Raw genomic sequence first — 14,519 nt, 5'->3', positions numbered from 1 at the left:
CATGTACGACTACCAACAACCCGATGCCAAGGGCCATTTCGGCATTTATGGCGGCAGTTTCGTCAGCGAAACCCTGACGCACGCCATCAACGAACTCAAAGCGGCCTACGCCAAGTACCAGCACGACCCCGAATTCATCGCCGAATTCAAGTCCGAACTGGCCCACTTTGTGGGCCGCCCGTCACCCGTCTACCACGCGGCGCGCATGAGCCGCGAAATGGGCGGTGCACAAATCTTCTTGAAGCGCGAAGACCTCAACCACACCGGCGCCCACAAGATCAACAACACCATCGGCCAGGCCATGCTGGCCAAGCGCATGGGCAAGCCGCGTGTGATCGCCGAAACGGGTGCTGGCCAACACGGTGTGGCCACCGCCACCATCTGTGCGCGCTACGGGCTGGAGTGCGTGGTGTACATGGGGGCTGAAGACGTCAAACGCCAAAGCCCCAACGTGTACCGCATGAAACTGCTGGGTGCGACCGTGGTGCCCGTTGAGTCGGGCAGCAAAACCCTCAAAGACGCCCTGAACGAAGCCATGCGCGACTGGGTGGCCAACGTGGACAACACCTTCTACATCATCGGCACCGTGGCGGGCCCACACCCCTACCCGATGATGGTGCGCGACTTTCAGAGCGTGATTGGCGAAGAGTGCCTGACGCAAATGCCCGAAATGTTCAAGAGCTTGAAAATGGCCGAAGAGCAGCCTGATGCGGTCATCGCTTGCGTGGGGGGTGGCAGCAACGCGATGGGCATCTTTTACCCGTACATTTCGCACGAAAAAACCCGCCTGATCGGCGTGGAAGCGGCGGGTGAAGGCATGGACACGAACAAGCACTCTGCCTCATTGCAACTGGGCACACCCGGCGTGCTGCACGGCAACCGCACCTATATTTTGCAAGACGAGAATGGCCAGATCACCGAAACGCACAGCGTAAGCGCGGGCCTAGACTACCCCGGTGTCGGCCCCGAGCACGCCTTCTTGAAGGACATCGGCCGCGCCGAGTACGTGGGCATCACCGACAAGGAAGCGCTCGAGGCCTTCCACTACCTGTGCCGTACCGAGGGCATCATCCCCGCGCTGGAATCGAGCCATGCTGTGGCCTACGCCATGAAGCTGGCCAAAACCATGCGCCCAGACCAAAGCATTTTGGTCAATATGTCGGGGCGTGGTGACAAGGACATTGGCACCGTGGCCGATCTGTCGAATGCCGACTTTTACTGCCGCCCCAGCTGCCAAGGCCAGTCGGTCAAGGGCGCTGAGCAGCCCGTGAACTTCGTCAAATAAACCGGGGGCTTGCCCGAAAACGCCTATCCCCCTGTAGGAGCTTGCCTGCAAGCGATCCACCATCGCCAGCAAGGCTGGCTCCTGCAAAAAACATGGAATGACTCATGAGCCGCATCGATTCAACCCTCTCCGCCCTGAAAGCCCAGGGCCGCAAAGCCCTGATTCCGTATGTCACGGCAGGCTTTCCTCAAGCTACAACCACCGTGCCCTTGATGCACGCCATGGCCCAAGCCGGGGCTGATGTCATTGAGCTGGGTGTGCCGTTTTCTGACCCTTCGGCCGACGGCCCGGTGATCCAAAAAGCCGGCGACAAAGCGCTGGCTTTGGGCATTGGCACCGTGCAAGTGCTGGCCATGGTTCGCGAGTTTCGACAGACCAACAACACGACCCCCGTGGTGTTGATGGGTTACGCCAACCCGGTAGAGCGTTATGACCAGAAACACGGCACAGACAGCTTCATCCGTGACGCCTCGGCCGCGGGTGTTGACGGCGTGCTGATCGTCGACTACCCGCCCGAAGAATGCGTCGAATTCGCCGCCAAACTGCGCGCCCACAGCATGGATCTGATCTTTTTGCTGGCACCCACCAGCACCGACGAACGCATGCAGCAAGTGGCTCAAGTGGCCAGCGGCTATGTGTATTACGTGTCGCTCAAAGGCGTCACGGGCTCGGGCACGTTGGACACCGATGCGGTCGAGGCCATGCTGCCGCGCATTCGCAAGCATGTGCACATTCCCGTGGGCGTGGGCTTTGGCATCCGTGATGCGGCCACCGCCAAAGCCATTGGCAAAGTCGCCGATGCAGTGGTGATCGGCTCACGCCTGATCCAGCTGATCGACGCCGCACCGGCAGCAAGCATCAACGCCGTGGCGGGTGAATTTCTCTCGGGCATTCGCCAGGCGCTAGACCAATGATCCTGCGGCCTTGCAACAGGCTGCCACGGCGACTGAACTTGCTCCGCTGACCCGTCGGTCAGCACTACGGCCTTCCTCGGAAGGCTTCAACGATAATCCCACCAACAGGAGAATCAAATGAGTTGGCTTGAAAAACTGCTCCCCCCCAAGATCCAGCACACCGACCCGGCCGATCGCCGGTCTGTGCCTGAAGGCTTGTGGATCAAATGCCCCAGCTGCGAGACCGTGCTGTACAAGACCGCGCTCGAAGAAAACCAAAACGTTTGCCCAGGTTGCTCGCACCACCTGCGCATGGGTGCGCGTGCACGCCTGAACGGTTTTCTGGACGGTGAAGGCCGCTACGAAATCGGCCAGGAAGTGTTGCCGGTCGATGCCCTGAAGTTCAAGGACAGCCGCAAATACCCCGAACGCCTCAAAGAAGCCATGAACAACACGGGCGAAACAGACGCCCTGGTCGTCATGGGTGGGGCGGTGCACAGCATTCCCCTGGTGGTGGCCTGCTTCGAATTCGATTTCATGGGCGGCTCCATGGGCTCCGTGGTGGGTGAGCGTTTTGTGCGCGGTGTCGAAACCGCCATCGAACAAAAGGTGCCCTTCGTTTGCTTCACCGCCACAGGCGGTGCCCGCATGCAAGAAGGTCTGCTGTCGCTTATGCAAATGGCCAAAACCAATGCGGCCCTGACCCGACTGGCCAAAAAAGGCCTGCCCTACATCAGCGTGCTGACCGACCCGACCATGGGTGGTGTATCGGCCGGTTTTGCCTTTTTGGGCGATGTGGTGATTGCCGAGCCCAAAGCCCTGATCGGTTTTGCAGGCCCCCGCGTGATCGAGAGCACCGTGCGCGTGACCCTGCCCGAAGGCTTCCAGCGCGCCGAGTTCCTGCAAACCAAGGGCGCGGTGGACTTCATTTGTGACCGCCGCGAACTGCGCAAAACCATTGCCAGCACACTGGCCATGCTGCAACGCCAGAGCGCCGATGCGGTGAGCTGACCGGCTCTGCCCCAAAAAAACAAAGGCCCTCTTCGGAGGGCCTTTCGTTTTGGGCGCGTTTTGGGCGCGTGTTCGGCGGCTCAGTACATCCAGCTCATTTGCAAACGCGCGAAGACCATGCCCAAAATTTGCAGCACCAGCAACAGAGCAATGGGCGACAAATCCACCCCGCCAATCAAGGGCACCAGCCGCTGAAAAGGCCGCAAGAATGGCTGACCCAAGCGGGCCACCAAGCTGTACATGGGCGAGCCGGGGTTGATCCACGACAACACCGCCAGCACCAACACCAACGCGCTCAGGGCAGACACCACCAACTGGGCCAAACCGACGAGGCTCACCAAAGGCAACAAGCCCAAGGCCCCTTGGCCTCCGGCGAGCAGCCACAACAAGGTGTATTGCACCCATTTGATGAGAAACGCCCCCACCAGGCTCGACAAATCCCAAGCCGACCATGCCGGAATTACCCGCCGCAGCGGCAACAGCAACCAGTCGGTCACCGCAAACACAAACTGGCCCAAGGGCTGATGAAAGGAAATGCGCTGCCACTGCATCAAAAACCGCAGCAAACATGTGCCTGCGATCAAGCCCGCAACCATGTCCAACACCATACTGACCATCTGAAACACCATTGAATTTCTCCTGCTCGTGCGATGATACCCAGATGCCTGACAACGACGCTCCATCTCCCGCCACCTTGACGGAATTGCCCCTTTTTCCGCTGGGCACCGTGCTGTTTCCTGGTGCCTTATTGCCTTTGCAATTGTTTGAACTGCGTTACCTGCAAATGATTGGCGAATGCGAGCGCCTGGGCACCGGTTTTGGCGTGGTCACGTTGACACAAGGCCGTGAAGTGCACCGCCCAGGCGCTGCGGCAGATCAGTTCGAACCCATCGGTACGCGGGTCCAGATCGAGCGCATCGAACGCCCACAAGCAGGCGTGGTGCTGGTGTGGTGCCGGGGTCTAGAACGGCTTGAGATTCACAGCACCCAACAGCGCAGCGACGGTCTGTGGCGCGGCCAAGTGCAAGACTGGCCAACCGAGCCCCCCATGCCCGTGCCGGATCACCTTCAATATCTAATCCCGCAAATCCAGGCAGCGCTGGCAACATTGAGCGCGCAGGACAGCGTCAGGCCCCACTGGCCACAGCCTTGGGCGCTGGACGATTGCGCATGGCTGTCTCACCGCTGGTGCGAGTTGCTGCCCCTGCCTCTGGCCATGAAATACCGCCTGTTCACGCTGCGAGAACCCTTGATGCGCCTGGAATTGGTGGGCGACATGGTGGAATCAACCCCTTCTGGCGGCAACGCCGACCAGAAACCGCCCGCAAACTCTTAAAATAGAAGGCTTTGCGCATTCGCGCACCTTTACAACCCCGGATCGGGCGGCCAGCCGCACCCGAGCCCAACCGCACCTCGCCATGTCTGACACGACTGCCAACGCCGCTGCCGCGCAAGTCCACGCGCCCCAGGATGAAAACCAACTGATCGCAGAGCGCCGCGAAAAACTCAAGGCCATGCGTCAAGCGCAGGCCGATGGCAAGGGCGTGGCCTTTCCCAACGATTTCAAGCCCGAACACCACGCCGCCAACCTGCACCAAGCCCATGGCGAGAAAGCCGCTGAAGAACTGAACGGCGAAGGCGTGGCCAAAACCACGGCCAAAGTCGCTGGCCGAATGATGCTCAAGCGTGTGATGGGCAAGGCCAGCTTTGCCACATTGCAAGACGCCACTGGCCGCATCCAGGTCTATGTGACCCGCGACGACGTGGGTGAAGATCTGTACGCCCTGTTCAAGCACTGGGACTTGGGCGACATCGTGGGCGTAGAAGGCCACTTGTTCAAAACCCGCACGGGCGAGTTGTCGATCCATGCCACCTCGATCCGCATGCTGACCAAGAGCTTGCGCCCCATGCCCGACAAGTTCCATGGCGTGGCCGACCAAGAGGTCAAATACCGCCAGCGCTATGTGGACCTGATGACCGACGAAGCCGCCCGCAAGCGCTTCATGGCCCGCAGTAAGGCCGTCAGCGGCATCCGCGAATTCATGGTCAAGCACGGCTTCCTCGAAGTTGAAACGCCCATGCTGCACCCCATTCCCGGTGGTGCCAACGCCAAACCCTTTGTCACGCACCACAACGCGCTCGAACAAGAGATGTTCTTGCGCATCGCACCCGAGCTGTACCTCAAGCGCTTGCTGGTGGGCGGCTTTGAGCGCGTGTTCGAGATCAACCGCAATTTCCGCAACGAAGGCATTTCGGTGCGCCACAACCCCGAGTTCACCATGATGGAGTTCTACGCGGCGTATTGGAACTACCAGGACCTGATGGGTTTCACTGAAGAGCTGATTCGCGACGCCGCCATGACCGCGGCGGGCACGCTGGACCTGAGCTACAACGGCAAGCCGGTTGACCTGAACAAGCCTTTTGCCCGCATGACCATCCGCGAAGCGATCGTGAAGCACACCGAAGCCGGTGACAACGTAGACAACGCCGAGTGGCTGATCAACGCCCTGAAAAAGCGGGGCATGAGCGAAGAAAAGAACAAGCTGTCCACCCGCACCTTGGCCAGCTTGCAGGTGTTCTATTTCGAAGAAACCGTGGAAGACAAGCTCTGGGAGCCGACCTTCATCATGGAACACCCGACCGAGATCAGCCCGCTGGCCCGCGCCAACGACAGCCGCCCCGAAGTGACCGAGCGCTTTGAGCTCTATATCACCGGGCGCGAATTCGGCAATGGCTTTAGCGAATTGAACGACGCCGAAGACCAAGCTGCACGCTTTCATGCGCAAGTGGCCGCCAAAGACGACGGCGACGACGAAGCCATGTACTACGACCACGACTTTGTGCGCGCCCTCGAATACGGCATGCCGCCAGCGGGCGGCTGCGGCATCGGCATTGACCGACTGATGATGCTGCTGACCGACAGCGCCAGCATCCGCGACGTGATTCTGTTCCCGGCCCTGCGGCACATTCAGGAATAAGCGCAGAAAACATCAACAACAAACCCGGCCTTGGCCGGGTTTTTTGTTTCAGCGTGTCAGGCCTCAGCCCTGCTGGCGGGGAGGTAAGCGTGGCGCATCCTCCACCACCTCGCGCACTTCGACATCGACGATATCGCCTTGGCTTTGCGCGTCGAATCCGGATGGCGTACCCGATTCAAAGCCACGCGGGCCGCCCCAGCGTGCGCCCTTGCGCATGGCATTGAACTGCTGCCAAACCATCACCACTTGGGGTTTGCGGCCCGTGAGCAGCCAGCGGATGGTGGCAAATACGATGTAAAGGCCCAGCGCGGCCAAGAGGCCCGCCAGAAAGACGAGACCTAAAAGCCCCGTGACAAGGCCCATGACGATGCGCGCAATCCAATTCATTGACGTGTCCTGTTCAGATCAAGGCAAGCGGTCGAGCGCCTGCATGTAGTCGCTCGAGCGCACCAGCTCGTCCCAAGGGCGTGAGGGTGATCGGGGCAAGAGGTTCAAACGCCGTTCCTCGCTGATTTCACTGGGCGTCCAGTGGCCTTTGAGCTGGGCTTCGGCCAATTGATCAAGGACTTCGTCGAGCTCAACGCCCTCGTTGACGGCCGAGCGGTTGCACAACAGGGCCAAGTCGCAGCCCGCGTGAAGCGCGGTGATCACCGCTTCGGTGTAGCTGAGCGTGCGCCCATCAAGCTGGCGGGCGGCCGCCATCGACAAGTCGTCGGTACAGACCACGCCCTGAAAGCCCAACTGTCCGCGCAAGATGTCTTGCAACCACCGCGGTGAAAAACCCGCCGGGCGGCTGTCGACCTTGCTGTAGATGACATGGGCGGGCATGACGGCGGTGAGCACGCTGATGAGCCAGCGGTAGGGCTGCGCGTCGTCGGCCAGGATGGCCTTGAGGCCGCGTTTGTCCACGGGCAGCGCCACATGCGAGTCGGCCTTGACGGCGCCGTGCCCCGGGAAATGCTTGCCGCAATTGCCCATGCCCGCCTGCAGCAGGCCCTGCATCAGACTGCGGGCCAGCAGGCTCACGACACGCGGGTCGCGGGCAAAAGCGCGGTCGCCAATGACGCCGCTCTCGCCATGATCGAGGTCGAGCACCGGGGTAAAGCTGAAGTCGACCCCACAAGCGCGCAACTCACTGGCCAGCACAAAACCCGCCGATGTGGCCGCTTCGCAGGCCTTGAGCACGCCCGAGCCGGCTTGGCCTTTGTCGTCTTGGCCCCAGAGTTCACCCAATGCCCGCATGGGTGGCAAATGGGTGAAGCCGTCGGTGCGAAAGCGCTGCACGCGCCCGCCTTCGTGGTCCACCGCAATCAGCAAATCAGAGCGGGTGTTTTTGATGTCGGCACACAAATCGCTCAACTGCGCACGGTTGTGCCAATTGCGGCCAAACAAGATCATGCCGCCCACCAACGGGTGCGCTAGGCGGCGGCGATCCGTGTCGGTCAATGAGGTACCGGCAATGTCCAGAATCAGGGGAGCATGGAGGTTCATGGGTGTTTCAAGTGCTACGGGCAGTTCGGGGTGAACGCCCCCAAATCAAGGGGCAACGCTGACGGCAATCGGTAAAGCTGCAGAGGGCGCGGTCTCGACCACACAAAAACTGGCGGCGTACTCCGACTCATCGGTCACGGTGATGTGTGCGCTCAGGCCTTTGGCTTCAAACCATTCTTTCAACACGCCGTGCAACACGATGACCGGTTGGCCACTGGGCAGTTTGCCGATTTCGCACAAGCGCCAAGTCATGGGCATGCGCATGCCCAAGCCAATGGCTTTGCTGAAGGCCTCTTTGGCCGAAAAGCGTGTGGCCAGATAGCGCACACCACGTTCGGGCCAGCGGGCGCTGCGGGCTTTCCAGGTGGCCATCTCCGCCTCGCTCAAGACCTTGGCCGCAAAGCGTTCCCCATGCCGCGCCAAACTGGCTTGAATGCGACGGATGTCGCAGATGTCGGTGCCGATGCCGTAGATCATTTTGCAAGGCACGCCAAGTAGGCCTGTACCGTGGCGCTGTAACCCAGCTCCAGGGCGTCGGCCATGAAGGCGTGGCCAATCGAGACTTCTTGCAAGCCCTTCACCGCCGCCACAAAGGCGGGCAGGTTGTCGCGGTTGAGGTCATGCCCTGCATTCAGGCCCAAGCCCGCTTGCATGGCAGCGGCTGCCGCATCGGCGTAGCGCTGCAACTGGACCGCGTTCTCTGGCGTGCCCCAAGTGGCGGCATAAGGCTCGGTGTACAGCTCGACCCGGTCTGCGCCCACGGCTCGTGCGGCGGCCATTTGTTCAGGGATCGGGTCCATGAACAGGCTCACCCGCACGCCCAGCGCCTTGCATTCGTCGATCAAGGGCTTCAGGCGCTCAGCGTCTTGCGGGAAAGTCCAGCCATGGTCGCTGGTGAACTGCCCTTCGCTGTCGGGCACAAACGTCACTTGGTGCGGACGCACCACGCGCACGTGGTCCATCAGGTTGTGAAAGGGGTTGCCTTCGATGTTGAACTCGCGCTCGGGCCAGGACTGCATCAGGGCGTGCAGCTCGGCCACGTCGTTGGCACGGATGTGGCGCTCGTCGGGCCTAGGGTGGATGGTGATGCCTTGCGCACCCGCCTGGAGGCACATTTCGGCAGCACGGACCACACTGGGAATGCCCAGGTGACGTGAGTTGCGCAACAAGGCGACTTTGTTGACGTTGACCGACAAGGCCACGCGTTCAGAATTTGTGTTCATAAGGTTTGCAAGTCCAGCATCATTTGGCGGGTGCGCAATGCGCCGACACCGCAATGGTAGTTGAGCATCAAGCGCAAGGGTCGCTGCAGCGGCCCGAGCAAGTCGGCACACGCGCGCAGCAAGGCGGCCAACGGACTGGGGTCGTCGAGCGCCGTGTGCAGCGCCAGCCACTGCGAACCTCGCAAAGCGTGTCGGCTGCCTTCGGGCACCCATTGCAAGCCGGCCTCAGGCACCAAAGTGTAAAAGCCTTCCGGCTCCAGTGGCTTGAGGGTCAAGGTTTGCGAGTCGAGTGCAGGCAGCAAGCCCATGCTTTTGAGCAAGAGCAGCTCAAACCCGCGCAAGGCCCATTGCAGGGCTTCGGGCTCGCCACTGGCGAGCAAGCGCACAGCGGCCGCGTAAACGTCAAACAAAGCCGGGTGTGGGTCGTCTCGCGCTGTCAAGCGCATGAGCAATTCATTGAGGTAATAGCCCGACAGCAGCGCCTCGCCGGTGGGCATGACGTGCCCGCCCACCCATTCGGCTGACTTGAGGGTGCGGATGTCGCCGTCCCCGCCAAAAGCCAGCGACAAAGGCTGCAATGGCAAGAGCACCGGGCGAAAGCTGGAGGTGGGCCGTTTGGCCCCTTTGGCCACCAGTGCCACCCGACCGTGGTGGCGGGTAAAGACCTCCAGAATCAGGCTGGTTTCGCTCCAGTCGTAGCGGTGCAGCACATAGGCTGGCTCGTCTGCGATCCGCTGGGTGGCCATTGGCGCTGAAATTACTCGTAGCCGAAGCTGCGCACGCGCGCTTCGTCGTCGGCCCAACCTGATCGCACTTTGACCCACAACTCGATGAAGACCTTGGCGTCCAGCAATTTTTCCAACTCCACGCGCGTTTCGGTGCCGATGCGCTTGAGTTTCTCGCCCTTGTCACCGATCACCATGGCCTTGTGGCCTTCGCGCTCGACCACGATGGTGGCGGCAATGCGCAGCATGCGCTTGGCAGTGCGACCGGCTTCCTCCTCGAATTTGTCGATGACCACGGTGGAGGTGTAGGGCAGCTCGTCGCCCGTCAGTCGAAAAAGTTTTTCGCGCACCATTTCGCTGGCCAAGAACTTTTCGCTGCGGTCGGTCAGCTCATCTTCGGCATGCCACCAAGCTTGCTCGGGCAGGTATTTTTCGCAGATATCGAGCAAGCGCACGATGTCTTTGGGCTGTTTGGCCGACATGGGCACGAATTCGGTGAAGGCGTGGCGCTCTTGCATGCTTTGCAACCAAGGTGCGATGTCGCCACGGCGGTGCACGTTGTCCAGTTTGTTGGCCACCAGCAAAACCGGGATACCGGGCTTGAGCAGCGCCAGCACCTTGGCGTCTGCTGTGGTGAAGCTGCCTGCCTCGACCACAAACAGCACCAGGTCCACGTCGCTCACAGCGCCGACCACGGTTTTGTTCAGTGACTTGTTAAGCGCTGTGCCGTGGATGGTCTGGAAACCGGGCGTGTCGACAAACACATACTGAGCAGCGCCCTGGGTGCGGATGCCGGTGATGCGGTGGCGCGTGGTTTGGGCCTTGCGCGAGGTGATGCTGATTTTTTGACCGACCAAGGCGTTGAGCAACGTGGACTTGCCCACATTGGGCTTGCCCACAATGGCCACCAAGCCACAGCGCTGGCCTGCCACAGGCACTGGCAATGGCGCGACCACCACAGGGGGCAAAGCCGCATCTTCCGAGGCATCACGTGGCTGAATGGTCACCCCCGCGATTTGAACGGGGCGGCGCATGGCTTGTTCTTGCGGCATGCGTTCGGGTTCAGATTCGGATGGGTCGGTTTTTTTGTCGGTGCTCATGCGGCGCTTTCGGATTTCAGAGTTTGCAGCATGGCGGCTGCCGCTGCTTGTTCGGCAGCGCGACGCGACGCGCCCGAGCCTTGTTGTGTTTGGCGCAATTCGGTCACTTCACAAGAGACCTCGAATTGCTGGCGGTGTGCCGCCCCAGAGGTGCCAACCACCGTGTATTTGGGCAGCGCGAGCTTGCGCCCTTGCAACCACTCTTGCAGCTCGGTCTTGGGGTCTTTGCCCACGGCCTGCATATCGGGTTTGATGTCCACTTTGGCATACAGGCGCTCGACCAAGGCTTGAGCGTCTTTGTAACCGCCATCGAGGTACACCGCACCGATGATGGCTTCGACCATGTCAGCCAATATGGAGGGCCGGCCTTGCCCGCCCGAGCGCATCTCGCCTTCACCCAAGCGCATCACGGCAGAAACATCCAGCGTCTTGGCCAGTTGATGCAAAGTGTCTTGCTTGACCAGATTGGCCCGGACACGCGACAAATCACCTTCGGGCATGTCGACCAGTTGGGCAAAGAGCATGTGCGACACAGCCAAATTGAGCACGGAATCACCCAGGAATTCCAAACGCTCATAGTGATCTGCGCTGAAACTGCGGTGCGTCAGTGCCTGCTGCAGCAAACCCACTTGGCGAAAGGCATAGCCCAAGCGAATTTGCAACTCGGACAAGGCAGGAGGTACAGCGGAGGATGTGGCCACGCTCACCTCAATCAAAAGCGCCAATGCGCTTGAGGTTGCCAAAGTTCATCCAGACAAAAAAGGCTTTGCCGACGATATTGGCATCGGGCACAAAACCCCAATAGCGAGAATCCAGCGAATTGTCGCGGTTGTCGCCCATCATGAAGTAATGGCCCGCAGGCACCTTGCAGGTCACACCTTCGACCGTGTAATTGCAGTTTTCACGCCCGGCGAACTGATCAGCGCCGGGGATGAAGGCGGGACGGTCATCGTCCTGGATCGTTTGGTGTGGCTTGTCACCCAATGTTTCACTGCGGTGCTTGAAATACCGCATGGTGGATTCATCAAAGAAATCAGGCAAACCTTGGGTTGGAACAGGCTTGCCGTTGATGGTGAGCTTCTTGTTCAGATAAGCCACCTCATCACCCGGCACGCCCACCACACGCTTGATGTAGTCGACTGTGGGCTTGGGCGGGTAACGGAACACCATCACGTCGCCGCGCTGCACGGGCGTGCCCTTGGTGAGCTTGATGTTGGCCACTGGCAGACGGACACCGTAATGAAACTTATTGACCAGAATCAGGTCGCCAATGTGCAGGGTCGGAATCATGGAGCCCGAGGGAATCTTGAAGGGCTCGAAAAGGAACGAGCGCAAGATGAAAACCACCACGATCACCGGGAACAGACCTGCAGTCCAATCGAGCCACCACGGCTGCATCAACAGTTTTTCACGGGCCTCCTGAATATCGGTGTCCACCTTGTCGATGCCCATCTTGGTCAGTTCTGCACGGCGCTGCGCGGTTTCGACCTCAAGCTGGGCTGCCGCCTTTTGGCGCTGGGGCAGAAAAACAAAGCGCTCAGCCACCCAGTAAATGCCCGTGACAACCGTGGCCAAGAGCAAGAGCAGCGCGAAGTTGCCCTCAATGAACCCAAGGTACCAACTGCCGGCATAACCTACAAAAGCGGCCAGCACCAGAGACGTTAAAAACTGCATCAATCTTCCACCTGCAAAATGGCCAAGAACGCCTCTTGAGGCACCTCGACCGAACCAATTTGTTTCATGCGCTTTTTACCCGCTTTCTGCTTTTCCAACAGCTTGCGCTTGCGCRAAATATCACCGCCATAACACTTGGCCAGCACGTTCTTGCGCAGCGCCTTGATGCTTTCACGGGCAATGATGTTGGCACCAATCGCCGCTTGAATGGCCACGTCGAACATCTGGCGGCTGATGATTTCGCGCATTTTGGCCACCACAGCGCGACCACGGTACTGAGACTGGGTGCGGTGCACGATGATGGACAACGCATCGACCTTTTCGCCGTTGAGCAAAATATCGACCTTCACCACGTCCGATGCGCGGAACTCCTTGAACTCATAGTCCATGGACGCATAGCCTCTGCTGACCGATTTGAGCTTGTCAAAGAAGTCGAGCACGATTTCACCCAACGGCATTTCGTAAGTCAGCATGACCTGACGACCGTGGTAGGCCATGTTGAGCTGCACACCGCGCTTCAGATTGGCCAGCGTCATGACAGGGCCAACGTAATCTTGCGGCATGTACAAGTGCACCGTGACGATCGGCTCCCGGATTTCCTGCATCTTGCCTTGATCGGGCATCTTGGACGGGTTTTCGACCATCACAACTTCGCCGTCCGGCTTGACCACTTGGTAAACCACGCTGGGCGCTGTGGTGATCAGGTCCTGGTCGAATTCGCGCTCAAGGCGCTCCTGCACGATTTCCATGTGCAGCAAACCCAAAAAGCCGCAACGGAAACCAAAGCCCAACGCTTGCGAGACTTCGGGTTCGTAATGCAAAGATGCGTCGTTGAGCTTGAGCTTTTCGAGCGCATCACGCAGCCCGTCATATTGGTTGGCTTCGGTGGGGTACAGACCCGCAAACACCTGAGGCTGGATTTCCTTGAAACCGGGCAACGCCTCTGTGGCTGGGCCTTGGTTGTTGGGCAACTTCTTTTCAAGTGTGACCGTGTCGCCCACCTTGGCGGCCTGCAATTCCTTGATGCCGGCAATGATGTAACCCACCTCGCCCGCCTTGAGCGATTCGCGTGGCTGGTTGGCGGGGGTGAACACGCCGAGGCTGCCCGCCTCGTAGACGGCATTGCTGGCCATCATCCGAATGCGCTCGCCCTTGAGCAACTGGCCATCGACCACACGCACCAACATGACCACACCCACATAACTGTCAAACCAGCTGTCAACGATCATGGCCCGCAAGGGCGCATCGGGGTTGCCTTTGGGTGGCGGAATACGAGCGACCACCGCCTCCAAAATCTCATCAACGCCCATTCCGGTTTTGGCCGAGCATGGGATCGCATCATCGGCATCAATGCCAATCACGTCCTCGATTTCGGACTTGGCGTTATCGGGATCGGCGTTGGGCAAATCCATTTTGTTGAGCACCGGCACCACTTCCACACCCAAATCGAGCGCGGTGTAGCAATTGGCCACCGTCTGGGCTTCCACACCCTGACTGGCATCCACCACCAGCAAGGCACCTTCGCAGGCTGAAAGCGAACGAGACACTTCGTATGAGAAGTCCACATGGCCAGGCGTGTCGATCAAGTTCAGGTTGTAAACCTGGCCGTCCCTGGCTTTGTACTGCAGCGCAGCGGTTTGCGCCTTGATGGTGATGCCGCGCTCTTTCTCGATGTCCATCGAGTCCAGAACTTGGGCTTCCATGTCTCGCGCTTCGAGACCCCCACAGCGTTGGATCAAGCGATCGGCCAGCGTGGATTTGCCGTGGTCAATGTGGGCAATGATCGAAAAATTTCTGATGTGATTCATCAAGCAACGTCTGCAAGTGTTTGTGGATCTGGGATCCGTAAAAGAAAAAAGGGCGCGTCTGGTGTCGACGCGCCCTGAACCAACAATCTATGGCAACTGCGATAGTTGGGACTTCATTGTAGGCAAATTGGCCCACACGCACAGCCCCAAAAACACGTTTGGCAGGTCGTTGCTGCTTTGCAACATGGATTTTATACACATGTTATCCACAGCAAACATAACATCTTGCTGAACAACTTGTGGGTCATCTGTGGATCAGCGGTGGACTCCTGTGTGGAATCTCGCATCGTGAATTCACCCCTGCGCTTTATGCCATCAATCAATGGTCAAG

At 59.6% G+C, this 14,519-nt stretch carries 15 protein-coding genes; 5 read left to right on the top strand and 10 right to left on the bottom strand.

Annotation, left to right across the window (positions count from 1 at the left end):
* Window position 1: 1 nt before the first annotated feature.
* The 3 genes from trpB (at window position 2) to accD (ending at window position 3,189) form a co-directional block, all read left to right on the top strand.
* Window positions 2-1,285, top strand: coding sequence for a tryptophan synthase subunit beta (trpB, locus tag BN3544_RS08820; protein WP_026036729.1), 1,284 nt, complete (start codon window positions 2-4; stop codon window positions 1,283-1,285).
* A 104-nt stretch (window positions 1,286-1,389) separates the two neighbouring features.
* Window positions 1,390-2,199, top strand: a complete 810-nt coding sequence (trpA, locus tag BN3544_RS08815; protein WP_019430429.1) for a tryptophan synthase subunit alpha — start codon at window positions 1,390-1,392, stop codon at window positions 2,197-2,199.
* 117 nt (window positions 2,200-2,316) lie between these two features.
* Complete coding sequence (gene accD, locus BN3544_RS08810; protein WP_019430430.1) at window positions 2,317-3,189, top strand: acetyl-CoA carboxylase, carboxyltransferase subunit beta; 873 nt, start codon at window positions 2,317-2,319, stop codon at window positions 3,187-3,189.
* A gap of 80 nt (window positions 3,190-3,269) precedes the next feature.
* Here the strand turns inward: accD and BN3544_RS08805 are convergent, their stop codons facing one another.
* Window positions 3,270-3,818 (bottom strand): YggT family protein, encoded by a 549-nt coding sequence (locus BN3544_RS08805; RefSeq protein ID WP_019430431.1) that lies wholly within the window; start codon window positions 3,816-3,818, stop codon window positions 3,270-3,272.
* 32 nt (window positions 3,819-3,850) lie between these two features.
* On the opposite strand from BN3544_RS08805, the gene BN3544_RS08800 reads away from it, so the two are divergent.
* Together BN3544_RS08800 and lysS are read left to right on the top strand one after the other, a co-directional pair.
* Window positions 3,851-4,525, top strand: a complete 675-nt coding sequence (locus BN3544_RS08800; RefSeq protein WP_019430432.1) for an LON peptidase substrate-binding domain-containing protein — start codon at window positions 3,851-3,853, stop codon at window positions 4,523-4,525.
* A gap of 82 nt (window positions 4,526-4,607) precedes the next feature.
* Window positions 4,608-6,167, top strand: coding sequence for a lysine--tRNA ligase (gene lysS, locus BN3544_RS08795; protein ID WP_019430433.1), 1,560 nt, complete (start codon window positions 4,608-4,610; stop codon window positions 6,165-6,167).
* A gap of 63 nt (window positions 6,168-6,230) precedes the next feature.
* On the opposite strand, the gene BN3544_RS08790 is transcribed toward lysS, so the two are convergent.
* Genes BN3544_RS08790 through lepA form a run of 9 tightly spaced genes read right to left on the bottom strand, consistent with a single transcriptional unit; the run spans window position 6,231 to window position 14,188 of the window.
* The gene (locus tag BN3544_RS08790) at window positions 6,231-6,554 is read right to left on the bottom strand and encodes a hypothetical protein (RefSeq protein WP_019430434.1); all 324 of its coding nucleotides are present in this window, start codon (window positions 6,552-6,554) and stop codon (window positions 6,231-6,233) included.
* An 18-nt stretch (window positions 6,555-6,572) separates the two neighbouring features.
* Window positions 6,573-7,658, bottom strand: coding sequence for a beta-N-acetylhexosaminidase (gene nagZ, locus BN3544_RS08785; protein WP_019430435.1), 1,086 nt, complete (start codon window positions 7,656-7,658; stop codon window positions 6,573-6,575).
* Window positions 7,659-7,703: 45 nt separating this feature from the next.
* Complete coding sequence (acpS, locus tag BN3544_RS08780; RefSeq protein WP_019430436.1) at window positions 7,704-8,135, bottom strand: holo-ACP synthase; 432 nt, start codon at window positions 8,133-8,135, stop codon at window positions 7,704-7,706.
* A complete protein-coding gene (locus BN3544_RS08775; RefSeq protein ID WP_019430437.1) occupies window positions 8,132-8,881 on the bottom strand; it encodes a pyridoxine 5'-phosphate synthase in 750 nt (249 codons plus the stop codon). Before BN3544_RS08775 ends, acpS begins: the two co-directional genes overlap by 4 nt.
* Entirely contained in the window at window positions 8,878-9,627 is a 750-nt protein-coding gene (recO, locus tag BN3544_RS08770; RefSeq protein ID WP_019430438.1) for a DNA repair protein RecO, read from the bottom strand. The genes BN3544_RS08775 and recO overlap by 4 nt, the downstream gene beginning before the upstream one ends.
* Before the next feature lie 11 nt (window positions 9,628-9,638).
* On the bottom strand, window positions 9,639-10,706 hold the full coding sequence (gene era / locus BN3544_RS08765) for a GTPase Era (protein ID WP_019430439.1): 1,068 nt from the start codon (window positions 10,704-10,706) through the stop codon (window positions 9,639-9,641).
* On the bottom strand, window positions 10,703-11,413 hold the full coding sequence (rnc, locus tag BN3544_RS08760; protein WP_026036730.1) for a ribonuclease III: 711 nt from the start codon (window positions 11,411-11,413) through the stop codon (window positions 10,703-10,705). The genes era and rnc overlap by 4 nt, the downstream gene beginning before the upstream one ends.
* Before the next feature lies 1 nt (window position 11,414).
* Complete coding sequence (gene lepB, locus BN3544_RS08755) at window positions 11,415-12,380, bottom strand: signal peptidase I (RefSeq protein WP_019430441.1); 966 nt, start codon at window positions 12,378-12,380, stop codon at window positions 11,415-11,417.
* Window positions 12,380-14,188 carry a translation elongation factor 4 gene (gene lepA / locus BN3544_RS08750; RefSeq protein WP_059355990.1) on the bottom strand — a complete coding sequence of 603 codons (1,809 nt, stop codon included), beginning with the start codon at window positions 14,186-14,188 and terminating at the stop codon, window positions 12,380-12,382. Before lepA ends, lepB begins: the two co-directional genes overlap by 1 nt.
* Window positions 14,189-14,519 lie beyond the last annotated feature (331 nt).

The organism is Limnohabitans sp. Rim47 (genome assembly GCF_001517545.1).
In the GTDB taxonomy this organism is placed as follows: Bacteria; Pseudomonadota; Gammaproteobacteria; order Burkholderiales; family Burkholderiaceae_C; genus Limnohabitans_A.
This window is presented reverse-complemented; position numbering and strand designations above follow the sequence as displayed.